At 36.5% G+C, this 22,462-nt stretch carries 26 protein-coding genes; 14 read left to right on the top strand and 12 right to left on the bottom strand.

All coding sequences use genetic code 11. The features are described 5' to 3' along the window. Positions 1-74 precede the first annotated feature (74 nt). Complete coding sequence (locus tag ACP3VS_RS00365; protein WP_426388284.1) at positions 75-965, bottom strand: LysR substrate-binding domain-containing protein; 891 nt, start codon at positions 963-965, stop codon at positions 75-77. Between the two features lie 113 nt (positions 966-1,078). Here ACP3VS_RS00365 and ACP3VS_RS00360 point away from each other — a divergent pair, with 113 nt between their 5' ends. The 3 genes from ACP3VS_RS00360 (at position 1,079) to ACP3VS_RS00350 (ending at position 3,717) form a co-directional block, all read left to right on the top strand. Then, complete coding sequence (locus tag ACP3VS_RS00360; protein ID WP_426388283.1) at positions 1,079-2,263, top strand: YbfB/YjiJ family MFS transporter; 1,185 nt, start codon at positions 1,079-1,081, stop codon at positions 2,261-2,263. A 185-nt stretch (positions 2,264-2,448) separates the two neighbouring features. Beyond that, positions 2,449-3,189 carry a class I SAM-dependent methyltransferase gene (locus ACP3VS_RS00355; RefSeq protein ID WP_012293452.1) on the top strand — a complete coding sequence of 247 codons (741 nt, stop codon included), beginning with the start codon at positions 2,449-2,451 and terminating at the stop codon, positions 3,187-3,189. Between the two features lie 12 nt (positions 3,190-3,201). After that, positions 3,202-3,717, top strand: coding sequence for a DUF6886 family protein (locus tag ACP3VS_RS00350; protein ID WP_031419145.1), 516 nt, complete (start codon positions 3,202-3,204; stop codon positions 3,715-3,717). A 45-nt stretch (positions 3,718-3,762) separates the two neighbouring features. Here the strand turns inward: ACP3VS_RS00350 and ACP3VS_RS00345 are convergent, their stop codons facing one another. Further along, positions 3,763-4,245, bottom strand: a complete 483-nt coding sequence (locus ACP3VS_RS00345; protein WP_012293454.1) for an NUDIX hydrolase — start codon at positions 4,243-4,245, stop codon at positions 3,763-3,765. Between the two features lie 200 nt (positions 4,246-4,445). On the opposite strand from ACP3VS_RS00345, the gene ACP3VS_RS00340 reads away from it, so the two are divergent. Both ACP3VS_RS00340 and ACP3VS_RS00335 read left to right on the top strand, forming a co-directional pair. Beyond that, positions 4,446-4,889: a DUF523 domain-containing protein gene (locus ACP3VS_RS00340; RefSeq protein WP_036167560.1), complete on the top strand. Its 444-nt coding sequence runs from the start codon at positions 4,446-4,448 to the stop codon at positions 4,887-4,889. A gap of 314 nt (positions 4,890-5,203) precedes the next feature. Next, positions 5,204-5,962, top strand: coding sequence for a DUF4184 family protein (locus ACP3VS_RS00335; RefSeq protein WP_200991018.1), 759 nt, complete (start codon positions 5,204-5,206; stop codon positions 5,960-5,962). A 112-nt stretch (positions 5,963-6,074) separates the two neighbouring features. On the opposite strand, the gene ACP3VS_RS00330 is transcribed toward ACP3VS_RS00335, so the two are convergent. From ACP3VS_RS00330 to ACP3VS_RS00310, 5 genes are all read right to left on the bottom strand, one after another. After that, positions 6,075-6,578 (bottom strand): response regulator, encoded by a 504-nt coding sequence (locus tag ACP3VS_RS00330; protein ID WP_243432658.1) that lies wholly within the window; start codon positions 6,576-6,578, stop codon positions 6,075-6,077. Between the two features lie 46 nt (positions 6,579-6,624). Beyond that, the gene (locus ACP3VS_RS00325; protein WP_207889725.1) at positions 6,625-7,326 is read right to left on the bottom strand and encodes an ABC transporter permease; all 702 of its coding nucleotides are present in this window, start codon (positions 7,324-7,326) and stop codon (positions 6,625-6,627) included. An 18-nt stretch (positions 7,327-7,344) separates the two neighbouring features. Then, positions 7,345-8,217 carry an ABC transporter ATP-binding protein gene (locus ACP3VS_RS00320; protein WP_012293459.1) on the bottom strand — a complete coding sequence of 291 codons (873 nt, stop codon included), beginning with the start codon at positions 8,215-8,217 and terminating at the stop codon, positions 7,345-7,347. A gap of 160 nt (positions 8,218-8,377) precedes the next feature. Further along, on the bottom strand, positions 8,378-9,397 hold the full coding sequence (locus ACP3VS_RS00315) for an ABC transporter permease (RefSeq protein WP_426388282.1): 1,020 nt from the start codon (positions 9,395-9,397) through the stop codon (positions 8,378-8,380). Further along, positions 9,394-10,122 (bottom strand): ABC transporter ATP-binding protein, encoded by a 729-nt coding sequence (locus ACP3VS_RS00310; protein ID WP_197223882.1) that lies wholly within the window; start codon positions 10,120-10,122, stop codon positions 9,394-9,396. Before ACP3VS_RS00310 ends, ACP3VS_RS00315 begins: the two co-directional genes overlap by 4 nt. A gap of 117 nt (positions 10,123-10,239) precedes the next feature. Here ACP3VS_RS00310 and ACP3VS_RS00305 point away from each other — a divergent pair, with 117 nt between their 5' ends. Beyond that, a complete protein-coding gene (locus tag ACP3VS_RS00305) occupies positions 10,240-10,836 on the top strand; it encodes a TetR/AcrR family transcriptional regulator C-terminal domain-containing protein (RefSeq protein ID WP_426388281.1) in 597 nt (198 codons plus the stop codon). A 248-nt stretch (positions 10,837-11,084) separates the two neighbouring features. Here ACP3VS_RS00305 and madM read toward each other — a convergent pair whose 3' ends face one another. Together madM and madL are read right to left on the bottom strand one after the other, a co-directional pair. Then, positions 11,085-11,846, bottom strand: a complete 762-nt coding sequence (gene madM / locus ACP3VS_RS00300) for a malonate transporter subunit MadM (RefSeq protein WP_426388280.1) — start codon at positions 11,844-11,846, stop codon at positions 11,085-11,087. Beyond that, positions 11,839-12,240: a malonate transporter subunit MadL gene (gene madL, locus ACP3VS_RS00295; RefSeq protein WP_099805088.1), complete on the bottom strand. Its 402-nt coding sequence runs from the start codon at positions 12,238-12,240 to the stop codon at positions 11,839-11,841. The genes madM and madL overlap by 8 nt, the downstream gene beginning before the upstream one ends. Positions 12,241-12,462: 222 nt before the next feature. On the opposite strand from madL, the gene ACP3VS_RS00290 reads away from it, so the two are divergent. From ACP3VS_RS00290 to ACP3VS_RS00260, 7 genes are read left to right on the top strand one after another with little or no spacing between them, the layout of a single operon-like run. Continuing rightward, complete coding sequence (locus ACP3VS_RS00290) at positions 12,463-13,113, top strand: GntR family transcriptional regulator (protein ID WP_099805089.1); 651 nt, start codon at positions 12,463-12,465, stop codon at positions 13,111-13,113. Between the two features lie 6 nt (positions 13,114-13,119). Further along, positions 13,120-14,043 carry a malonate decarboxylase subunit epsilon gene (gene mdcH / locus ACP3VS_RS00285; protein WP_426388279.1) on the top strand — a complete coding sequence of 308 codons (924 nt, stop codon included), beginning with the start codon at positions 13,120-13,122 and terminating at the stop codon, positions 14,041-14,043. A 27-nt stretch (positions 14,044-14,070) separates the two neighbouring features. After that, complete coding sequence (gene mdcA, locus ACP3VS_RS00280) at positions 14,071-15,729, top strand: malonate decarboxylase subunit alpha (protein ID WP_426388278.1); 1,659 nt, start codon at positions 14,071-14,073, stop codon at positions 15,727-15,729. 16 nt (positions 15,730-15,745) lie between these two features. Continuing rightward, positions 15,746-16,597: a triphosphoribosyl-dephospho-CoA synthase gene (locus ACP3VS_RS00275; RefSeq protein ID WP_099805092.1), complete on the top strand. Its 852-nt coding sequence runs from the start codon at positions 15,746-15,748 to the stop codon at positions 16,595-16,597. A gap of 19 nt (positions 16,598-16,616) precedes the next feature. After that, on the top strand, positions 16,617-16,913 hold the full coding sequence (locus tag ACP3VS_RS00270) for a malonate decarboxylase subunit delta (RefSeq protein ID WP_198694646.1): 297 nt from the start codon (positions 16,617-16,619) through the stop codon (positions 16,911-16,913). After that, positions 16,906-18,585 (top strand): biotin-independent malonate decarboxylase subunit beta, encoded by a 1,680-nt coding sequence (gene mdcD / locus ACP3VS_RS00265; RefSeq protein ID WP_099805094.1) that lies wholly within the window; start codon positions 16,906-16,908, stop codon positions 18,583-18,585. The genes ACP3VS_RS00270 and mdcD overlap by 8 nt, the downstream gene beginning before the upstream one ends. Further along, on the top strand, positions 18,576-19,202 hold the full coding sequence (locus ACP3VS_RS00260) for a malonate decarboxylase holo-ACP synthase (protein WP_197149356.1): 627 nt from the start codon (positions 18,576-18,578) through the stop codon (positions 19,200-19,202). The genes mdcD and ACP3VS_RS00260 overlap by 10 nt, the downstream gene beginning before the upstream one ends. 258 nt (positions 19,203-19,460) lie before the next feature. On the opposite strand, the gene ACP3VS_RS00255 is transcribed toward ACP3VS_RS00260, so the two are convergent. The 3 genes from ACP3VS_RS00255 to ACP3VS_RS00245 all read right to left on the bottom strand — a co-directional run bounded on the left by ACP3VS_RS00255 (position 19,461) and on the right by ACP3VS_RS00245 (position 21,692). Further along, positions 19,461-20,360 carry a hypothetical protein gene (locus ACP3VS_RS00255; RefSeq protein ID WP_012293463.1) on the bottom strand — a complete coding sequence of 300 codons (900 nt, stop codon included), beginning with the start codon at positions 20,358-20,360 and terminating at the stop codon, positions 19,461-19,463. Between the two features lie 358 nt (positions 20,361-20,718). Beyond that, positions 20,719-21,240: an ImmA/IrrE family metallo-endopeptidase gene (locus ACP3VS_RS00250; RefSeq protein WP_207889728.1), complete on the bottom strand. Its 522-nt coding sequence runs from the start codon at positions 21,238-21,240 to the stop codon at positions 20,719-20,721. Positions 21,241-21,335: 95 nt separating this feature from the next. After that, positions 21,336-21,692 (bottom strand): helix-turn-helix domain-containing protein, encoded by a 357-nt coding sequence (locus ACP3VS_RS00245; protein ID WP_012293465.1) that lies wholly within the window; start codon positions 21,690-21,692, stop codon positions 21,336-21,338. A gap of 160 nt (positions 21,693-21,852) precedes the next feature. Here ACP3VS_RS00245 and ACP3VS_RS00240 point away from each other — a divergent pair, with 160 nt between their 5' ends. Then, entirely contained in the window at positions 21,853-22,146 is a 294-nt protein-coding gene (locus ACP3VS_RS00240) for a helix-turn-helix transcriptional regulator (protein ID WP_031419160.1), read from the top strand. Positions 22,147-22,462 lie beyond the last annotated feature (316 nt).

Here is a 22,462-nt window from a genome sequence, read left to right as displayed (position 1 = left end):
CATTTTTAGAGCTTTTACGGACGCTGAAGGATACAAAAAAAGGCACTCTTTTTTGATGCTAGAGTGCTTTTTCTTTAAGAAATCGTTTCATTAATGATATGAAGAAAGTGATTAAAAGAACCTGAATGGTGTTGTTCATTTTTTCGTGTACAAAGATAAATTGGACGCTGAATGTCAATCTCTTTAATAAACACTCGTGCTATTTGTTCCTGTTGGATAAAGCTGGATGCAGCAATAGATGGAGCTAGCATCGTCCCAAAACCAGCTGCAATAGCATGAATCGACTCATTGATTCCATCTAGCTGTAGTCCTACTTTAGGTGGGGGAATCTTATATACTTTACATAATGCATTTAAGTATTCCTTTGTGGAACTACCGTCTTCTCTTGTGACAAAGGGCTGTTGCATGAGTTCTGAAAGAGAAACCGTTTGCCCAGCTAATGAATGATTGTATGGCACAATAAACCAATAATCTAGATTCATCAGAAATTGATAATGAATATCAGGGTGATGACCATCTTCTTTAACAATAAAGGCTAAATCTGCTTTATAATGGAGTAACTCTTCTATTACTTGCTGTGAATTAGCTGTTTTTAAATGAATATGGGTAGTTGGGTAGACTTGTTTAAAATGAGCCAATAATTTAGGTAATAAAAAATGAGAGGGTACATGTGTGGAAGCAATTTGTAATTCCTCATGGCCTGTACTTTTTAACTGTTGTACTTTATTTTCGATATCTATTTCTAAATCAAATAAGCGCTGTGCTTGCTTATATAAAAAGGTGCCGCTTTGAGTTAATGTAATACCTCTACCTTTTGATTCTAGCAATGTTAAACCTAGTTCTTTTTCTAAATTTCGAATTTGAATGGTTACAGCGGGCTGACTAATCATAAGGGCCTGCGTAGCTTTGGAAACACTATTGAGTTCGGCTACCTTTGTAAATAACCGCAGTGCATGTAGATTCATGATAGACACACCTTTTATAAATTATTTTTATGCTTTTATATACATTATATATTAGATTTATTAATTTTTGCTCGGTATCCTTTTAATTACAATAGGGGAAAAGGGGGGACACTATGAATCGCCAACATATGGGGATTGTTTTCGGAGGAATTTTATTACTCGTCATCGCTATGGGGATTAGTCGATTTGCTTTTACGCCGATCCTACCGTTTATGCGACAGGATGTAGGATTTTCTTTAGAAGTTGCTGGGTTTTTAGCTTCAAGTAATTATATTGGCTATTTCATTGGGGCACTATGGGCGGGCTTTATTCATCGTCAGCGTAAACAAATTTTAATGGCAAGTGTTATTTTTAATGTCCTATCAGTTGGATTAATGGGCTTGATTGAGGTGTATAGTATATGGTTAATTCTTCGATTAATCGCTGGTATTACAGGTGGACTCATTTTTGTTCTAACGTCTAGTATTGTCATGGATTATTTGGCGAAACACTCACTATCCCGATGGTCGGGCTATGTATTTAGTGGTATAGGGCTAGGGATTGCCATTTCAGGTATATGCGTTCCTCTTATTGAAGAGAGACTTGCATGGCAAGGAACATGGGTAGGACTAGGCATACTATCAATTGTTTTTTTACTGATTACTACCATTTTATGGAGAGGTTTAGAGGTTCAGGATACTTTAAAAGGAGCAAAATCTTCGAATACGAAAATGACAAAGGGCTTTATGTCATGGCTTATCCTGTCCTATGGACTTGAGGGACTTGGGTATATTATCACGGGTACATTTTTAGTTGATATTATTCACAATATTCCTTCTCTCCAAGCATACTCCTCGTATAGCTGGGTCGTTGTAGGATTAGCCGCCATCCCATCAGCACCTGTGTGGACGATCTTATTAGAGAAGTTTTCAGCGATAAAAATTTTGTTTGTGGCATACATACTTCAAGTAATAGGCATCTTGTTACCTGTATTTTCACAAACCGTATGGAGTGTATTGCTATCATCATTTTTATTCGGTCTAACCTTTGTAGGTATTGTGACACTGACTACATCCTATGCACGACAACTTTTTCCTACACAGAGTGGATTTGTTGTATCATTACTAACAACGTTTTATGCGTTTGGACAAATAATTGGACCGATTGTCGCCGGACAGTTGGTCGATATTTATAATAGCTATAAGGCTGCACTAGTCTTTGCGGGTATCATCGTCTTTTTGGCGTTACTAGTGATGTTAGTGGGAAGATGGCTAACCATTAAAAAGGAAACAGTTGCTGAACATACCATTTCTATATAAAGCATAAAAGCCAGAAATCCTATATGGATTTCTGGCTTTAGTCATTTACTTAAAGAAGGCGTGCCTCTATCTACATGATATTAAAAAATTAAATAAAAGTCTATAATTTTTTTCTTTATATGAAAAAATAGACAAGTGCACAAGGGACGTAACGTTACGATTTAAAACTGAAATGAGGTATTTTCATGAATACAGAGCAAGCCATTGAACGTTGGAATCAATATGCGGAAAGGTATACGGCTAATTATTATGAGTATGGTGATATTCATCACGAAGTACTATTAAACCCTACTATCTTTTCTTTACTGGAAGAGGTGGATGGAAAGCATATATTAGATGCGGGGTGTGGCGAAGGATATTTAAGTAGAATACTAGTGAAAAAAGGGGCTATCGTAACGGCTGTTGATTTTTCACAAAAAATGCTAGACATTGCTATGGAAAGAACACCGCAGCAGTTGCCGGTCCAATTTTTTCATGGTAATTGTGAAAATTTAGCCTTCTTAGCAGACAACCAATTTGATCGTATCGTTTCGAATATGGTTCTTCAAGATTTAGAGGATTATCGTGCTACAATACGTGAGATGTATCGCCTTTTAAAGCCGAATAGTACTTTTATTTTTTCAATATTGCATCCATGCTTTGTTACACCAAATAGTGGATGGATTAGACATGAGCAGCTGGAGCAACAGTATTGGAAGGTACAACGTTACTTTTATGAAGGCGTATATCAACAACTAGCTGCTGACCCACCTATTGTATTGTTTCATCGCACATTAACAAGCTATGTGGAAGCGATTACGGAAGCTGGCTTTCATATAGAAAAAATTGTAGAGCCTAGACCGTCACAAGAGATGCTAGAGAAGTATCCTCAATTTGAGGAAGATTTGCATTGTGCTGATTTTATTGTATTTAAGTTGAAAAAATAAGGAGCAGAGTCCGTGAGATTATTTCATGTTAGCGAAGACCCTACGATAACGATTTTCCATCCTCGTATACCTGAGCGACCAGATTTAGATGCAAGCAAAGGTCTTGTATGGGCAATTAACGAGAGATGCTTGCCTAATTATTTAACTCCCAGAGATTGTCCGCGTGTTTGTTTTCATGCTGGGAGTCAAACTACAGAGCAGGACAGACAGCATTATCTCGCAATAGCTCCTCATGTAGTAGTGATTGAAAGCAAGTGGTTAGAGGTATTGAAAAATACAAGACTGTACCTATATGAATTTGAGAGAAAAGGGTTTACGTTACAAGATGAAAATGCTGGCTATTTGGTTAGCGAAACAGCTCAAATTCCTATTGCGTTATTTGAAATCGAGGATATATGTAGTGCATTGCTAGAACGTAATGTCGAATTGAGAGCAGTAGATAGTCTATGGGATATCCATGATGAAATACAGCATACAACGTTATGTTGGTCAATGTGTCGAATGCGATTAGCCCAGACAAGACCATAAGAACAAGCCTCGTCATGTACTTTTTACAATGACGAGGCTTATTTATTATATTTTAGATGTTTGTTCAATGGGTGTTGAAGAGATATTGACTAATTTTTTGTCTTGATAAGTAAAGATGTATTCGTAGTTTGTTGGTTCATTAAGCATTGTAGGCAAATAATACTTTAAATCCGCAATGCCTACATTTTCAGGGTGGAAAATCCAAGAAAGCTCCTTCCAATCAAGAATGCCCTCTGCAACCTTTATCGGTGTAATATATGTAAATGAATCAGGAATCTCTGCTATAAACGCATACATACAGCCATAATCAATGACCCCATCGGTCCATGTTATTTTACCTTTATATGTAATATCCTCAACCGTAATACCTGTCTCTTCTTTAATTTCTCGTAGGGCACCAGCTAAAGGTGTTTCATTTTGTTCAATTTTACCACCTACACCATTCCATGCGCCCATCCAAGTTGGATAATCTCTATTAAGTAATAGGATGTGCTCCCCTTTTTTTAGAAAACAAATCGTAAATTCCACGAAAATCTACTCCTTCTTCTTTATTTTAAAATTCCCTATCAATTTCTTAGAAAGTTAAATAGATGGTTAATCCCTATTTTAGAACAGCTTTGATAAGTATTGTATCAGAGAAAATGCTAGGTCACTTAGTCATTTTCCAGGAACGCATGTTAAAATGATGTTATTCATACAGACGATCATCATGGAGGGAGAGGGAGGCAGTGATTTTAATAAGTGCTTGTTTAGCAGGATTAAATGTTCGTTATAACGGTACGAACTGTCTAGATGATAGTGTACAAAAGCTAGTGTTAGAGAAAAAGGCTGTCACCGTTTGTCCAGAGCTGATGGGAGGATTTTCAACACCTCGTGAGCCTGCTGAAATTGTGGGCGGAAATGGAGAAGATGTTCTTGATGGCAAAGCTACCGTTATTGAAAGGTCTGGCCGTGATGTCACAGAACTGTATCTGAAGGGAGCGTATGCGACCTTACAGAAAGCGCTAGAGGTGGGGGCGACTCAGGTCGTCTTAAAGGAAAATAGCCCATCCTGCGGTAGTACAGCGATTTATAATGGCGAGTTTAACGGGACTAAAATAGTTGGGGAAGGCGTAACCACTGCCTTACTTCGAAGAAATAATATTGTCGTGCTATCGGAAGAAAATATTTAGTGAAGTATGGTTCCTCCAGAAATCGATAAAAGGAGCCCCTAATGAGTAGGGGCCAAGCATAAATATCAATATTCATATTTTTAATGGCATGGCATTGCTCGCTACCAGTTGAATAGGTTTTACATACATTTGGGGCTCGTATCAATACTTCTTTTTCCATAGTAATCCTCCTTTTAATATATTTTCATTAGTGTTATATGTAATGATTAGTAGGTCCTTATGAAATTATTAATAAATTCATACAGTCGGAGTAACCTTTTCAACTAAAAAACGTTGTAATAATCTGAAAGATGTCATAAAAGGAGATGGAAGTTTTGCCATTAACATTTGCTCATCCAGCGGCGGTCCTACCTTTTTCTCGGAAAAGTAAATATATTCATTTTTCTGCCTTGGTATTAGGTAGTATGGCTCCAGATTTCGAATACTTTTTAAGGGGACGGCCAATAGGGGAGATTGGTCATACATTTACAGGGTTCTTTTTATTCAATCTTCCACTCGTTCTAGTAATCTACTTGATTTATCAACGGTTTATCCATCAGCCAATCATGAGCCATTTACCAGAATTTTTACAGGATTTTAATAGCTATCAAAAGGCAGGGACTAAAACTTGGAAAATCATTATTTTTAGTTATTCAGCATTACTAGGTATGCTAACCCATGTCATATGGGATTCATTTACACATCAAAATGGGCTTATGGTGACCAATCTTCGTTTTCTTTCTCAAACATTTACTTTATTTGGCTTTCCAATTCCCATATATAAATTTTTACAACATGGAAGTACATTGTTAGGCATTTCGCTTATTTTGGGATATATGTATTACAGGGCATCTTTGATTAAACATAAAAAAGTGTCGGCCGTATCTCCTCAGAAAAAAATTGCTTTTTGGAGTGTACTAGCACTATTAACGTTTGTTTATGTAAGTCTTTGGCAGTTAATCAATGGCATTCCTTTAAGCAGCTATGGAGTATGGGTTGTCCGTATCATCGATTCATTTTTTGGTAGCGTACTTACCCTTTCATTCTGTTTAGCATATCGGAAAAGTACGATGAACGATAAAAAGACTACCTAAAATGGGAGTCTTTTACGAGATAGGGAGTGTGAGAATAAAGGTAGTGCCTTCCCTGTGCTTGCTATGAAATGGAACCATGGTTGTTCCTTCATAATAGACAAATAGATAGCCCCTAGCCCCGCTCCTTCGTTTTTAATAGCGGACTCTCTTTCGGAATGGCGACCTCTAAAATAACGTTCGAAAATAAAGGGCATTTCTTCCGGAAACACCCCTGAATATAGAGTGTTTGATACTCGATATAAGTAGTAATAGTTATAGTATCTCCAGTGGAGGTATGCTTTAGGGCATTGGTAATTGCCACTAGCTCACTTAGTGAAAATGGTTTAGTCATATAATCATCCGCACTGAATCCTAGCCCCAATACTTTATCGGTAACACTCCTTCTAGCACTCAAACTGAGTATCGCCACATTACTATGTTCACGGATTTTACGGCATATGTCGATCCCATCACAATCGGGTAGAGAAAGATCAAGGATTACGAAATCTGGAGCGGACTCTTGCAAATAAAGGATAGCTTCATGGGCAGCTCTTACAATATGTGAATGGAACTGATGAACGCTTAAGTAATCCTTTATAATATTGGCAATATCATTTTCGTCCTCCACAATTAGCATATTGATGTTCTTTATGAAACTATCTCTCCTTCATAAAAAGTGAGAATCATTTTCTTCTTCGGTTAACGAGGAAGAAAAATAAAGTAATGATAAGGGACGCGTAAATGATTATCCAAGCATAGTGCCAGTAAAATACGTTAGGGACTACATCAAGTTGATCACCTACACTCATTATTTCTAGTGAAAAATGAACAGGTGGTAGTAGCCACAGGAGACTAGCTTGTATATTATTTTTTAAAGTAGCGATAACGACAGAAATAATTAGGATACTTATGACACCCCACCAAGTATTTTGCTTATTTTTTACAAGTTCTCTTGTGAACAAGGCAGTGAGTGCAATAGCAAGAATCGATAAACTAAAGTGTGACAAGAAACCTAATACTATATGTAATGGTTTGGGTGTTTCGAAAAACGCATCAATTAGAATCGGATAGAAGACAGAAACGCAGCTTAAGCTAAAAGCAATTAAACCACAAATAATGAAAACTCCCATATTGTAATGTGTTGGACTTTTGGCATGAAGAGTAGTAATCATCTTTTGTCCCTCATCCTCTGCATGAAATAACGTAACAGTAAACCAGCCCATTAAAAAGAATAGAATAAGTGATGTAAATGAATAGCTATCTAATATAGGATTAGGAACAAAGGTATAGTTAACGACAAGACATAGGATAAAAATAGTAAAAGGTGGTACGTATTGATAGGTTCTTAAATAATTGATCAATTGATAGCGCAATAAACTGCTCATCCTTTTCAATACCTCCTATTAAAAATGAGAAGAAAATTGTTCTTTTTTGTGATGTACATTAGTTAAATATTTAATAGAGGCATTTTTTTGTAGTAGCTTTAGCAATATTTGATCTGAATCCTTTGTCTGTACAATTGCTACTATTTCGAAATGCCCATTCGCTAAAGGTCGTTTTTGTTGAATATCCATCAAAGGTAAAATTTCATCTAGTAATGCTAAACTTGCAATGTCAAATAGTAGTCGATTCACAGGATAGCTAGTCAATTCCTTTGCATGAATAATTTGATTTTTTTGAATAAGCAAAACTGAATCGACAAGGTTTTCGAGTAATTTTGTTTCATGGCAAGTTAGGATGATGCTTAGTCCTTTATCTCTTACTGTAGCCAATATTTGTTCGAAATCATTTTGTGCTTTGGCGTCTAGCCCTGACAATGGCTCATCCATTATTAATAAATCTGTTTCTTCTAGCATGGCTTGCATGATCATTACCTTTTGCCTCATTCCTTTAGAGAAGTGGACGATCCTTGTATTTTGCGACTCTTTTAATTGAAACATATCAAGCAATTCTTCTATCTTTTGCAAAAGATGCCTTTTTGGCATACCTCGAATCCGGCCCATATGATAAAGATATTCTTGTGGTGTAAATAAAATATTTGAAGGGGTGACTTCTGGGACATAACCGACTTTTAGAGAGGTTTTATGCGCCACAATTTTACCGCTGTCTGGTTTAATAAACGCCGCAATAATTTTGAGTAAAGTGCTTTTTCCAGAACCGTTTTTTCCGACAAGCGCAATAATTTCATTGGCCGCAATCGAAAACGATGCATGATCTAAAATTGTTTTCCCATTGTATTGTTTACAAACGTTTTGTATTTCCAAAATAGTAGCCATCTTCACTCACCTTTATTCTTTGGATAATAATGATTATAAAATTATTATAAAGAAATTTGGTCTTTCACTCCAATAAAATTGGATATTTTTCCTGTATTTAGCTATTAATTTACTCGCAATAAAAAAGTTCTACTAATAAAGCAGAACTTTTAATGTTTCATTATAACGAACGATATTTTTTTAAACTGATAATATTTATCGTAATAAAAACAATAGCGAAACAAGCAAGTATGCTGAGATTCAGGATAATATCAGGGAAAGTATAACCTTTATACATAACGCCATTCAATGCGTCTGCTGCATAGTAAAGTGGCATGATTCGGCCGATGTTTTGAAGCCATTCAGCCATATTCTTAAGTGGGAAAATGCCCGAAAAAAATACTTGTGGAACAATAATTAATGGTATAAATTGCATCATTTGAAATTCAGAAGCGGCAAAGCTCGATAATAGCGCACCTAATGATAAGGATACAAGAGCGACTACCATATTAATAAGTAAAACAAGCCAGATTGAGCCTACATGGACAATATCAAGTACATATATGCCAAACAACACGATAATAATCGTTTGTAGAAAGGCAAATAGACCATAGCCAATCATATAACCTGCTACAATTTCGGAACGCTTAATGGGTGTTGCGAGTAATCGTTCCAAAGTTCCAGAGGTGCGCTCCTTTAACAGGGCAATGCCAGTAATTAAAAAAACAAAGAAAAAGATAAAGAAACCAATGAGCATGGGACTAAAAATATCAAAAATGGCAGTTTCCTCATCACCATACACATAGTCTGTTTTCAAGCTTCCCATTGTTGAGGCTTGAGATGGCTGTAAAATTTGTGCAAGCTGCATGGTTAAAGCCTTTGACTGGGAAGGATCAGCATTTAATAAAGTTAATTTACTACTATTTGGCTCTATTGCTAGCCATCCATCATACTCATTATCCTGAAGTTGTTTTTTTGTAAAATTATCATCTTCAATAATAGAAAAATCCTCATTTTTTAGTTTCTCTATGATTGGCGTGGGGGCATCGGAGACAACTAATGTGATCGTAGCTTCGTTACTATTAAAAATAAAGTACATTAATGACAGTACAAGCAGTGGAGCTAAGAACAATAATGCAAGTGTCCGTTTATCTCGTTTCATTTGTTGGATGATTCTTGTTACCATTGCAGCAATTCTCATAGTCCGTCCCCTCCAGCCAATAAAAATACTTCGTCAAAATCTTTTGCTTGGTAATGTTCCTTTAATGCCTGAGGTGTACCCTGGGCAATAATCCGACCATTTCTCAGCATAGCTAATTGATCACATCTTTCTGCCTCATCCATTGCATGGGTCGTTACTAAAATGGTTTTATGTTTTTGTTCTTTTAAACGAATGAGCTCTTGCCAAATTTCTTTTTTGAGGACAGGATCAATACCTACTGTTGGTTCATCTAAAATCAATAGCTTAGGATCTTGAATAAGGGCAATTGCTAAGGATAATCTTCGTTTCATTCCGCCAGAATAATTCTCCACCTTAAGCTGTAAATCATCGGTTAGACGGACAAGATTGGCAGCATAGGCTACACGCTCCATTCGTTCTGCTTTGGATAAGGGATAGAGCTTAGCGAAGAAATGTAAATTTTCCTCCCCCGTTAAATCTGTATAAAGAGCATCTGATTGTGCCATATAGCCGATATCTTTCAATAATTGTTGATGAGGTACAACCAAATCTAATACTTCAATAGCGCCGTTATCAGGTTTTAGCATACCCATTATCATTTTAATTAACGTTGTTTTTCCACAGCCTGATGGACCAAGCAATCCCATTAATTGCCCCTTAGGGATATTTAAAGAAAGGGGGGCAATGACCTGCTTATGTTGAAAACTTTTTTCAAGGGCATTGATGGAGATGGCATGGTTTACCATATAAAATTCACTCCTTCACTGAACACAATGTTGATTTGATAAAAATTTTAAGGTAGCATGTGAGCAAATACAATAAACAGTTTGCCAGTATGTGTTAAGTAAATGGAGGGAAGCGCATTGTCCGTACATGATAAGATGAATTTTGAAACAAAACTAGCGATTAAAACGGCATTGATCCAGCAAGTGGAGGAGGTCGGCTTTGAACGCGTGACAGTAAAAAATTTAGCACTAACCGCTCAAATTAATCGAGGCACCTTTTACTTACATTATTCTGATAAATATAAAGTGATGGAGGATTTGCAGCAGGAACTTTTGATGGAATTGGAACGCTATGTGAAGCATGTACAACCAGTGGATGCTTTTCAAACTTTAAAAATGGGACAACTTTATCAACCGTTCATCAAGGTCATTACCTCCATCAAAGATCATGCACCTGCCTTTCGTATGTTATTAGGTGAACAGGGAAGTCCTAGCTTTACACAAAAAATGAAAACCATATTTGGCAATCATATTTTGGACAGATTGTCGGCGGTTCGCGAGGAAGTGAGGGACCCCGAATTTCAGCAATATTTACAAGCCTTTATAGCATCTGCAATTTTAGGAGTCATTCAAGAATGGTTAGAGAAGGGCAATGAGAATTTAACGGTAGAAGAAATGGTCACGTTGCATTTCCGATTATTACGATTTTTAGGCAATGTAGTGGCCAATGCTTAAAACGAGAAAGAGGTATCGCATGATAAAAAATCTATGAATAGATATTGATTCTACCTGCACTTATCTTACAAAATCTTATTCAATAATGATTCGAAAGTGACTACTCTAATGAGTCATATGTATTTGGTGGAAACAAGATGGGATAAGCATGACAGTACAATCTTTCTAGTTAAAAATCAGATAATGCTTGTCGAAGCGCAAGAAATCAAAAGTATTTTAAGTTGATTCTTGCGCTTTTGATATATTTATTAAAAAATCATAGCAGTTAATAAATAAAGAAGAGTAGGTGCAAGTAAGCATCCTAGGCCTGTATAGAAAGTCGCAGTAACTGCCCCATAAGGTACTAGTTTAGGATTTGTTGCGGCTAATCCTCCTGCTACACCCGACGTAGTACCCATTAGCCCACCATATACCATAGCAGTGACAGGGTTATTTAATCCAATAGACTTTGCAACAAAAGGTGTTCCTACCATTACTAGTACAGACTTTACCAAACCTGCAGCAATACTAATGGCCATGACTTCAGAGCTTGCACCTAATGCGGCTCCTGTGACAGGTCCTACAATATATGTAACAGTGCCAGCACCAATAGTTGCAATACTTACCGCATCCCTATAGCCGAAACTAACTGCAAAAATAACGCCAATTACAAAAGATAGTATGACACCAATAAATAAGGAGAGTACGCCTCGAAGTCCTGCTTTTTTTATTTCATCGAAATTGGCGCCAAAAGAGGTAGCAACAATAGCAAAATCTCGGAGCATACTACCGCCTAAGAAGCCAATACCAGCAAGGAAGCTAACATCGGAAAGGCCTTTTGTTCCACCAGTTGAAATCCCACCAATATAAGCTAAAATTAAACCTAGCACGATGGCAATGGCTGAGCCATGAATGAGTCCCTTTGTTAACTTATTTGAAATGAAGTAAGCGACCCACATGGTGAAACCAACAATTACGAATGCAGTAATTAATCCATTATTCGTTAAAATATTTCTAATTATTTCATGCATCCACTTCACCTCCCACTATTTGCTTATCCACTTCTACCATTGGCTCTTGCTTTCCACTTAGTAGGGGAACACAAATCCAACTAATAATTACCACAGCGACCCCTGCAATTATTGCTAATGGACCTCCTGTTAATGCACCTAGCACATTTTGACTTGCAGCCATAGCAATTACGACAGGAATATACATAGCGTTCCAAAAGCTTAAGCCATCCTTAGCAGGTTTGCTAATTTTTCCGGCTTTTACTAACTTATCAACAATAATGATTAATAACAGCATTGCTACTCCAACCCCGCCTACATTTGAATCAATTCCCATTAGAGCTCCAATAAATTCCCCGACAATTGTTCCCACTAAATAACACCCTGCTAAGATAGCAACTCCATAGATTACCATTTTCCCTGCACCCCTTTGTGAAATGATTTGACCTAATATTTAAAATATTCGGTCGACTGTATTCTGAAAATATCATAATTTATCCTCCATGATAAATCAACTAGAAAAATAGTGATAAGTAGAATATTATTGTTTTTTCGATTGAAAACATGAAAGGTATGTAGTATTGTTTTGGTATACAGTCGACTGTACGACTAGATTTTTACATAAGGAAGTGGTTGGATGGAGTACTTTACAGATTTATTGGATAACGCTTTATCGCGGACAGTGGCACAAAAAATTATGGATCAGATTTTAAATGGTGAACTGAAGCCAGGTGATCAAATAGTAGAAAGCTCCTATGCTGAAATGTTTAATACTAGTCGATCTCCTATTCGTGAAGCTATTTATTTACTTTCTACAGAGGGCCTTATTGAGAGAGTACCTCGTAAAGGTGCATTTATTAAAGGTTACACACTTACAGAGGTACAAGATTTGTTAGATATACGAAATAACTTAGAGATATTAGCAGCACAGAGAATTCATGAGCCTCAAAAAAAGAAAACATTACTTAATGAAATGAAAAAAATTGTTAAAGATATGGAAAAGTGTTCCAATCAAATGGAATATACTCATTTAAACTATGCCTTTCACTTTACACTTATTAAATTTAGTGAGAGTACAGTAATTGAAGGTGTCTATAGCAAAATAAGTTTACCATTATTGCGTATACAAGGTATTCATTTTTCTATTAATGACACAATTGAGAAATCACGAAAAGAGCACCGTAAAATTTATGAGCTTTTAAAGGACAATCAACTAGATGAATTGATTTCGATTTTAAGAAAACATACAGAAGATGTAATTTTCAATATTCGTCGACAAATTTTGTAAGGAGTGATGATTTTGCGAAGCGCTTTTTTATTTCCTGGGCAGGGCTCGCAGTTTGAAGGAATGTTAGATTATCTTCCTAAAGAGTGCTACGTGAAAGATATGCTAGAGCAAAGTAGTGATATTTTACAGCAAACAATATCAACATTACACAGCAAAGAAGCACTCTCAAAGACAAAGGCAGTTCAACAGTGTTTATTAATTTCCTCTGTAGCCACTTATAAGCTATTTGAAATGAAAGGGTTAATTCCTTCATTTTTGGCTGGTCATTCGGTTGGTGCTTTTGGAGCTGCCACCGCGGCAGGGACTTTAACTTTTGAAGAAGCATTAAAGCTGGTGACATTGCGGGGAGAATTAATGGAGCAAACATGTAGCGAAGGATTTGGAATGGGTGTTGTTCTAGGAATGAATGAGCAAGATCTTCTAGAAATCACAAATAAGTTTTCACTTGAACATGAACCAGTGTATGTTTCTAATCGAAATGCTCCTTATCAAATCACGATATCTGGCTCTTTGAGTGGTCTGGAAAAGGTAATTCATTATGCAAGTGCACATGGGGCTAAGTCCGCTAAATTATTGAATGTTTCGACTCCGTCTCATTGTCCTCTTTTTCAAAATGTTAGCCAACGATTGCTTGATGAACTCAATAAGATTGAACTGAAAAGACCGAAAATTCCGATTTCTAGCAATGTAAATGCACGTTTGTTAAAAACCGCAGAGGCTATTAAACAGGATTTAGCGATAAGTATTTGTCATCCCGTTCGATGGCATGATACGACAAGTATTTTATATGAAAACGGAACTAGGCTATTCATTGAAATGCCGCCAGGTGACATTTTAACTAAGTTAGCAACAAGTGCATTTCCGGATGCCAGGTCTATATCCATCAGTAAAAATGGAATTGAGGACTGTTTATTTCTATTAAAAAATTAACGTAAAAACGTACAAGGGGTGTATGGCATGGTGTTAATTCATGAAAGTATAACAAGGAAATCTTGGACAACACGATTGGATGCAAAAAAGGAAAAATTAAGTAGTGTGAAAGATTTAGTAGATGGAGTAGTCATATCAACGAATCGTATTGTTGATGCGCTAGAGTGTCTCATTAAGCCCGGTGATCGTGTTGTACTAGAGGGAAATAACCAAAAACAAGCTTCATTTTTATCACAAGCATTAGCACAGGTCAACCCTTTAAAAGTACATGATTTACACATGATTCTGTCTAGTATTTCTCGTCCAGAGCATCTTGATATTTTTGAAGATGGAATTGCTAAAAAAATAGACTTTTCTTTTGCTGGACCACAAAGCTTAAGAATTGCACAAATGATAGAGGACGGAAAAATAGAATTAGGAGATCTTCATACGTATGTGGAATTGTATGGTCGATTATTTATTGATTTAATTCCTTCCGTTGCATTAGTAGCGGCAGATAAAGCGGATCGGTTTGGTAATCTTTTCACGGGACCTAATACTGAGGAAACGCCCACTTTAGTAGAAGCGGCAGCGTTTCGAGACGGTATTGTCATTGCACAAGTGAATGAAATAGTAGATGAGCTACCTCGTGTTGATATCCCAGGCTCATGGATCGACTTTATCGTCGTTGCAGATAAAGAGTATGAATTAGAACCTTTATTTACCCGTGACCCAAGACATATTACAGATATTCAAATTTTACAAGCAATGATGGTAATCCGCGGAATTTATGAGAAGCATGGTGTGCAATCATTAAATCATGGCATTGGCTTTAATACAGCTGCTATAGAGCTACTATTACCAACATATGGCGAGAAATTAGGATTGAAAGGTAAAATATGTAAAAATTGGGTGCTGAATCCTCATCCTACGCTCATTCCTGCCATTGAATCAGGTTGGGTGGAAAGTGTTCATTGCTTCGGTGGGGAGCTAGGGATGGAGAAATACGTAGAATCAAGGCGAGATGTTTTTTTCACAGGTAGAGATGGCAGTCTACGTTCCAATCGAACATTGGCTCAATTAGCTGGTCAGTATGCGGTCGATTTATTTATTGGGTCAACCTTACAAATGGATGGATTAGGGAACTCTTCAACAGTAACAAAAGGCCGAGTTGCTGGATATGGTGGAGCACCAAATATGGGGCACGATCCGGGAGGGAGACGTCACTCGACAGAGGCTTGGAAAAATATGATAACATCCGAAAATTCTCTTGCAAGAGGGAAGAAGCTAGTTGTACAAGTTGCTGAAACATTTCAGGATGCTAATACACCAGTATTTGTTGAGTCACTAGATGCTATTTCTGTAAAAGATCAAGCAAAATTAGCTGTCGCCCCTGTCATGATTTATGGAGAAGATGTCACACATGTGGTAACAGAGGAAGGTATTGCTTACTTATATAAAACAGATAGCCCAGCAGAAAAACGTGAAATGATTGCTGCCATTGCAGGTGTAACACCTATTGGGATGAATCATAATCCGAAATTATCGAAGCAATTACGAGAAAAGGGATTAATAGCAATGCCAGAGGATTTAGGAATTAGAAGAGCAGACGCTAAACGCTCTTTATTAGCTGCCAAAAATATAGATGAACTTGTGCAATGGTCAGGAGGCTTATATACACCTCCAGCAAAATTTAAAAGTTGGTAATTTACGGGGGTGACCTATGGTTGGGGTTGATAAACAATATTTAGCCAAAACACTAGCTCAAATGGCTGTTTCATCTCTTATTGAAGAAGTCACATTGACTCCTAAACCTGGACTTGTAGATGGATGGGATCAAGGTGCTCATCAAGATTTAACGTTAGAGTTGATGATTGGCTCCGCACAATGTTTACGACATACATTTTATGAAATGGCCATGGCTGCTTTCAATGATGGACCCTCTCAAGCATTACGTGAACAAATTGGGGCAATAGGGCGTAAAGGTGAAAAAATGATGTTTCAATTTACTGGTGGTATAAACACCCATAAGGGAGCTATTTGGTCATTGGGGTTAATTACTGCGGCAGCAGCAATTTATGATGGTATGGCGGATGAAGAATCTATTTGTTTTACTGCTGGAGAAATTGCTCGCTATGAGGATCGATATATACCTAAAAATATGTCGAATGGGATGAAGGTTATTCATAAGTTTGGTGTTAACGGTGCTAGGGTAGAGGCTCAGTTGGCATTCCCACATATTCGACAATATAGCTTACCTGTGTTGGAGGCTTCCATGCGTAAAATGAATTATGAACAGGCTAAGCATTTTTCATTACTTTCACTTATAGCTCATTTAGATGATACATGCCTTCTTCATCGAGGGGGATTAGAAGGATTAAATTATGCAAAAGAACAGGCAAAACAAATATTAGAATCTGCTAATTTATTGGAGCTCGAAAAGATGAACCAAAGTTTTATAGATCGCAATCTATCACCAGGAGGTAGTGCAGATTTATTAGCAGCAACCATCTATCTGTTTAAAATCAAAAAATGGAATAGTTTATTGAAGGAGAAATTACTAGCAACTCATTAAACACAAAAGGGGTGTTTTTATGGAAAAGTTAATTTATTCATTCCCGGCATCTAAAGTGTTAGAGAATCGTGTGCATGTTGGGGTTGTGGGGTCAGGGGATTTAGAGGTTCTAGTAGAACCAACGAATGGTCAAGAAACGGTAGTAGAAATAAGAACAGGAATTACAGGATATAGCGAAACATGGAGGCAAGTCATTGAACGTTTTTTTAGTCAAAATGATGTCTCCGCACATATTACCATCAACGACTTTGGGGCAACTCCAGGTGTCGTGTCTATCCGATTAGCTCAAGCGCTGGAGGTGAGCAAAAATGCTTAAGCCACTAATGACTAGTTTAGTAGAGAGCTATGCAAGAGAGCGTGCCTTTTTAATTTTAGATTCTGGATACGAGATTTTAGGACCTTTTGATCGATTTGAATCGCCTCATTTAACTGCACAAAATATTGTACCTCAATATGATGATGGGATGATTATAGTGAAAGGAAAGCTAGGTGATAAACAAGCAGTTGTTATTGCAATTGAGGGAAGCTTCCAGGGTGGTGGTATTGGTGAAGTGTCAGGTGCAAAGCTAGCTGGAACATTGGAGAAAATTTTATCTGAATGTAAAAATGGACAGCTGATTTATCCAATTATTATTTATGATACAGGTGGTGTCCGATTACAAGAAGCAAACTATGGCCTATTATCAATTGCTGAAATCAGCTCGGCAATTGTAGAGCTTCGCGAACATGTTCCAGTAATCGGAATTATCCCAGGGAAAATTGGATCGTTTGGGGGTATGTCATTAACTGCTGGTTTATGTAGTGCACTTATTATGACACGTGAGGGACGTTTAGGAATGAATGGACCTGAAGTTGTTGAACAAGAGGCAGGAGTTAGGGAGCTAGATGCAAAAAATAAGCAGTTAATTTGGCAAATGATTGGTGGCGAAATACGAAAAGAAACAGGCCTAGCAGATGTAATTGTTGAGGACGATGTGCCAAATTTCCAGCAAGCCATTAAAGACATATGGAACGGGAAAGTAGAATGCAAAAATCGTATCAAAAAATATAATGAGTTTTTAACCTTCTATAAAGCTATAGAAATAGAAGAAAAAATTCTACCTAAACAAGCTATTAGTTTTTTTAAAACATACGACAAAGTAGCTGATAAACCATTATCACAGCCTAAAATAACTGTAGCTAGCCGTGGGCGAAGCTGGTTTAATGCTTTAACGAATACTGCTCCTTCTATAAGTGAAATACCTTCTGTTCTCGTTGCTGATGGTGAAGTACAGGGGAAAAGGGCACGTTTTATAACAGTTGTACCAAATCCCGATAATCCATACTATCGCGCTCGAAATGGTGAAGTTGGATTACTTGAGGGGTGGGCAATAGCAAAATATATATATGAAGCTATTGAAGAGGATCATGAAGAACAAGACAAGAGATTGATTGTACCAATTGTCGATGTTCCAAGTCAGGCGTTTGGCTATCATGAGGAGCTGTTAGGTATCTATTTAGCGTGTTCAGCAGCCGTGAATGCATACGCTTCAGCTCGCATAGTCGGTCATCCCATCGTAGCGGTGTTAGTTGGTAACGCTATATCTGGTGCATTTTTAGCACATGGTATGCAGGCAAATCGCCTATTAGCGCTAAATGATGAAGGTGTGAATGTACATGTCATGTCAAAAAAATCCGCTGCACTTATTACGCAAAGAACTGTTGAAGAGCTTGATGAATTATCTAAAGATGTCCCTTCCATGGCGTATGATATTCAGTCCTTTTACAAGCTTGGCGCAATACATCAGCTTATTGATGGAACTAATGCAACACAGCCTAATAAGGAAGATATTGAGTTGGTGCTAACAGAGATACAAAATGCTCATGAGGATATTATAGCTAAACCTAGTACGAGTCTAGCTAATCGACTCCATTCTGAAATTGCTACCTCATCTGGACGTCAGGCATCTATTAAAGTACGTGAAATGATTGATAGTCAATGGAAATAAATGTTCACGATATTCTTAAGTTCACAGATGTACATCAACTTAATGACCACACAGCAATTCCAGCATGGGTAACACGGTCTATTGAGTCAACCTCTTACGGCGTTGTTCGCAGAGCACCAATTATGAATCAATTAGTACCGATTGGATTACGAGGAAATGCTAGACATGAAAGATTTGGTACGTCAATTAATCAGCAATATATTTTAGACATTACAACACCCTGCTCATTAATAACCCAATTAGATTTTTTTAAGAACAATCGTTTTTATTCATTATTAAAGGAAATTCGTTATAAATTTGATTCTTATAAAATAAAATGGGGGCCAACTGGGAGTGTCGGCTTTGAGCTAGCAACTGGTATTCAGGTAACCACTACAACGAGTGATTTAGATTTACTTATTTGTCTCGAAGTTATCGATGAGAAATTGTTACATGAAATTAGTAATCTTTTAGTAAGCTCACACATTACTATTGATGCTCAAATAGAGATTCCTGGATTAGGAGCTTTTTTATTGAATGATTATGTGGAAAATAAAGAAAGGGGCTTTATTATAAGAACACTATATGGACCACAGCTATGTAAAATAGATGATGAAAGAGTTCATTTATCTCTATAAAAAGTCCGTTAGCAGTCTTGAGGCTGTTAACGGACTTTTTTGCAAGCGAGTAATCATTATATTAATAAGTTTTTGCACCGCAGGAAAATACAATGCCCATTTTAGACAAAAAAGCAGTCGCTAACTATATGTATGGAATAGCCATCTAGGTCTCATATAGAATTAGGAGATCAGATTGAGAATAGGTAATTTCCTCGTTAAAAAAGAACATGATTGTGACTTTTTAATTAGTCTCATTCATGTTCTAATAAATTTGGATTATTTTTCATAATATTCGCTCAACGCAACTTCCAAGCGTTCTTCTAAATGCGTTGAAATATAATTTAAAACAAATTGTTCTTTTTCCATGTCAATTTGAGAAGATCTGAACATCCTTTTGAAAAAACTAACTTGGTTGTTCATTGAAAATTGCTGTAATGCTTCCGTACGTAAAGTAGAAACGATTTCATTTTCGATATGACGCTCTCTAATTTTTTGCACAATGTCCTTGACACTATTTTCTTGCAGCTCGGTAATCTGTTGCTGGAGATTTTCATTCTCCTCTTTTAGTTCTGCTGTTTCTTTTTGAATTTCCTCAAACTGAAGAGTAGAATCGGAGGATAATCGTTGAATATTCTCTGCAAGAAATTCCTGATTAATGTTAACTTGTAACGTCCCATGCTTCTCATTCGGCAAAATCTGAAAGAGTCCTGTTTGAATCATTTGCTGTAGGACATTCCCAAGAACATCAATTTTATGAGATAAATCTCCGGAATCCATGGTCGTAGCTGTAATTTGATGCTTTAACAGTTGACCATTATCATCAATACCAAGCAATAATTTTATACCCTTCACACGATATTCATCCTTTAATAATAAAATCATTCTTAGCCTTAATATAGCTGGCAAATCTAAGCGAATATTACCATTTACATTCGGTGTAGCATTGTCAAAAATGTACTGTTCAAACGGTTTCAAATAGTAGCGAAGCATGGCATCTGTAATATCAAACCAGCCAGCGATTTCTGCTATCGTATAGTGATTTGTTTCATCGATGTCTGCCAAATATTCATCATTGTATAGGCTCTCCTCTAAAGGCGTATGCTGTAGCGCAACAAACAATGGGTCATCTTGCACAATTCCAAGTACCATTTCTTTTGCATCATTTACTTTAAGCATCCTTTCACACCCCACTTTATTTTTCCCATAACAAAATGTTTTCTATATAGGTTTCTATTCGATTGGCAGCAATTGTATGCCTAATTTAAGTAGGAAATAATCATTAGAACAATGTACCTTCTAACCTTTTATGACTCTTTTGAAAAAAAAATTCGTCCTAAGTGGAGATGTGTGGGGGATAGAGGAGAGGGGACTATTAAATGGGCCCCCTCCATTTTTAGACTAATATCCAATCATAAAATACTGGTCAAGTTTCCGATGCTTCGGTATACACAATGAAGCAAAGTTAGGCTGGTTTCATTAATGCAAAAAATTTTCCTTCCTAATTGGAAAGTAGCCGTCTATCGAAATAATCATCCTAGATCGTATGATTATTATTTCCATACATTTTTAGAGTGTTAGCATTTAATTCATGTATAAATTTATTGTTTTTATATTGTTCTAATCTTTTATAAGCGAGATCCCATTCAACATTGAATAGATCTTGAATTAATTGAATGGCTTTATCCTCATTTCCTGGTAAGGTTATGTTATTTAACATAAATGTTGGTACACATGCTTGTACCATAAAATTATTAGCCTTCCACTCTTGATACTCAATCCATGAATAGGGCATTTTCTCCTGGCTGCCACAATGTAATAAAACATGACAAAGCTCATGGCAAAAATCCTGCCACAGCTGTTTAGGTGATAGGTCTTGATTTAAAAAAATATAAGCTCTTCCACCCAAAAACAAAACTTGACTAGGATTATCCCAGAAATATAGTAAAATACCTAGCCTGCATGCAATTTCATTAACATCTAGCTGATGTGGTAATAAAATTCCTATTTTCGTATAAAGGCTTTCAATAAAATCTTCAGTGTATGTAGTATTTGACATAAAATCATCCCCAAACTCTATATAATGAAACATATGTTCTTATTTATTTTATAATAAAACCCCACTTCTAGGAAGAAGGGCTAAAAACATACATCTTATTTCTTTTCATGTTTGATAATTTCCCAAATATCACGTAAACGACGAACGGTTTCTTCATCTGATTTAGGAAGCTCTTTATAAAAAACCTGCAACTCTGGATCGTTCGCAAATGCATGAAAAGCTGCCTCGTCTTTATCAAAAGGTTGTTTTTCATCTGTTTCACATAATATATACGCTACACTTACATCGTATTTTTCTGCTAACTTTTGAACACTTCCTATGGAAATTTCGTTGCGGCCTTGTTCATAATAACCGTACGCACTTTCCGAAATACTTAAGAATTTGGCAACATCTGCTTGCGTTAATTTAGCTTCTTTCCTTAACTCTTTAAGCCTTTGCGATACATTAGACATGACATGATTACACCTCACTTAAATATATAGTTTAATTATACAACAATTTGTTGGGTTTATAGCCAATTAAAAATAAAAAACAACAAAAAATCTAGTTTCTGTTTGACTGACAACTTTTTGTTGGGTATTATTAAGACAACAAAAAGTTGGGGGTGCGATTTTGAAAACAACAAATCGTCGGTTAATACTTATAAAGGCTAGAAAACAAAATAATTGGTCACAGAAAAATGTTGTGGAAAAACTTGATAAATCAATAGGTATTACTATTAGTGAAAGCTATTATGGAATGATTGAGCAAGGAGTACGCACACCTTCTTTAGAAGTAGCATTAGCAATTTCTGAACTATTTGAAATGGAACCATCCCAAATTTTTTTACGTAACAAGACAACTAAATGTTGTGTTTGTAAGGAGACCAAAAGAAAATTTATATATCAATCCATTGCAAGCTTTTAACCATCATAATTTAAACGTTCCAATTGTTGAATGAGTAATAACAAGCCCAGGACTTGTACGGAGTTAGCGCTAACTAATATGACTGAAATAATTATTCTTTAGAATAAGGACCAGTCTCAATTCAATGTTGGTCATTAGAATAAATATTGTCAATGAATATGGATTTTATGAGAAATAAACTCGGTATCCCTTCAAACGGGGCAGTCTTACTTTTCTAATAAGCTTTTGGACAAGGTGGATCATTTGAGTAATACAAAAACTAAAAAAAGCATTTTATACGAGCTAGACATCAAAGAATTACTTATACGAATGAGGG

The organism is Lysinibacillus sp. VIII_CA, assembly GCF_049943995.1.
Classification (GTDB): domain Bacteria; phylum Bacillota; class Bacilli; order Bacillales_A; family Planococcaceae; genus Lysinibacillus; species Lysinibacillus pinottii.
This window is presented reverse-complemented; position numbering and strand designations above follow the sequence as displayed.

Excerpts from the sequence above, each read along its gene's own strand:
- ACP3VS_RS00315 (WP_426388282.1), bottom strand. The coding sequence starts at position 9,397 with ATGAGAATTGCTGCAATGGTAACAAGAATCATCCAACAAATGAAACGA.
- ACP3VS_RS00355 (WP_012293452.1), top strand. The coding sequence starts at position 2,449 with ATGAATACAGAGCAAGCCATTGAACGTTGGAATCAATATGCGGAAAGG.
- mdcA (WP_426388278.1), top strand. The coding sequence starts at position 14,071 with ATGGTGTTAATTCATGAAAGTATAACAAGGAAATCTTGGACAACACGA.
- ACP3VS_RS00330 (WP_243432658.1), bottom strand. The coding sequence starts at position 6,578 with ATGCTAATTGTGGAGGACGAAAATGATATTGCCAATATTATAAAGGAT.
- madM (WP_426388280.1), bottom strand. The coding sequence starts at position 11,846 with ATGCATGAAATAATTAGAAATATTTTAACGAATAATGGATTAATTACT.
- mdcH (WP_426388279.1), top strand. The coding sequence starts at position 13,120 with ATGATTTTGCGAAGCGCTTTTTTATTTCCTGGGCAGGGCTCGCAGTTT.
- mdcD (WP_099805094.1), top strand. The coding sequence starts at position 16,906 with ATGCTTAAGCCACTAATGACTAGTTTAGTAGAGAGCTATGCAAGAGAG.
- madL (WP_099805088.1), bottom strand. The coding sequence starts at position 12,240 with ATGGTAATCTATGGAGTTGCTATCTTAGCAGGGTGTTATTTAGTGGGA.
- ACP3VS_RS00260 (WP_197149356.1), top strand. The coding sequence starts at position 18,576 with ATGGAAATAAATGTTCACGATATTCTTAAGTTCACAGATGTACATCAA.
- ACP3VS_RS00360 (WP_426388283.1), top strand. The coding sequence starts at position 1,079 with ATGAATCGCCAACATATGGGGATTGTTTTCGGAGGAATTTTATTACTC.
- ACP3VS_RS00290 (WP_099805089.1), top strand. The coding sequence starts at position 12,463 with ATGGAGTACTTTACAGATTTATTGGATAACGCTTTATCGCGGACAGTG.
- ACP3VS_RS00275 (WP_099805092.1), top strand. The coding sequence starts at position 15,746 with ATGGTTGGGGTTGATAAACAATATTTAGCCAAAACACTAGCTCAAATG.
- ACP3VS_RS00310 (WP_197223882.1), bottom strand. The coding sequence starts at position 10,122 with ATGGTAAACCATGCCATCTCCATCAATGCCCTTGAAAAAAGTTTTCAA.
- ACP3VS_RS00255 (WP_012293463.1), bottom strand. The coding sequence starts at position 20,360 with ATGCTTAAAGTAAATGATGCAAAAGAAATGGTACTTGGAATTGTGCAA.
- ACP3VS_RS00365 (WP_426388284.1), bottom strand. The coding sequence starts at position 965 with ATGAATCTACATGCACTGCGGTTATTTACAAAGGTAGCCGAACTCAAT.
- ACP3VS_RS00325 (WP_207889725.1), bottom strand. The coding sequence starts at position 7,326 with ATGAGCAGTTTATTGCGCTATCAATTGATCAATTATTTAAGAACCTAT.
- ACP3VS_RS00250 (WP_207889728.1), bottom strand. The coding sequence starts at position 21,240 with ATGTCAAATACTACATACACTGAAGATTTTATTGAAAGCCTTTATACG.
- ACP3VS_RS00270 (WP_198694646.1), top strand. The coding sequence starts at position 16,617 with ATGGAAAAGTTAATTTATTCATTCCCGGCATCTAAAGTGTTAGAGAAT.
- ACP3VS_RS00320 (WP_012293459.1), bottom strand. The coding sequence starts at position 8,217 with ATGGCTACTATTTTGGAAATACAAAACGTTTGTAAACAATACAATGGG.
- ACP3VS_RS00245 (WP_012293465.1), bottom strand. The coding sequence starts at position 21,692 with ATGTCTAATGTATCGCAAAGGCTTAAAGAGTTAAGGAAAGAAGCTAAA.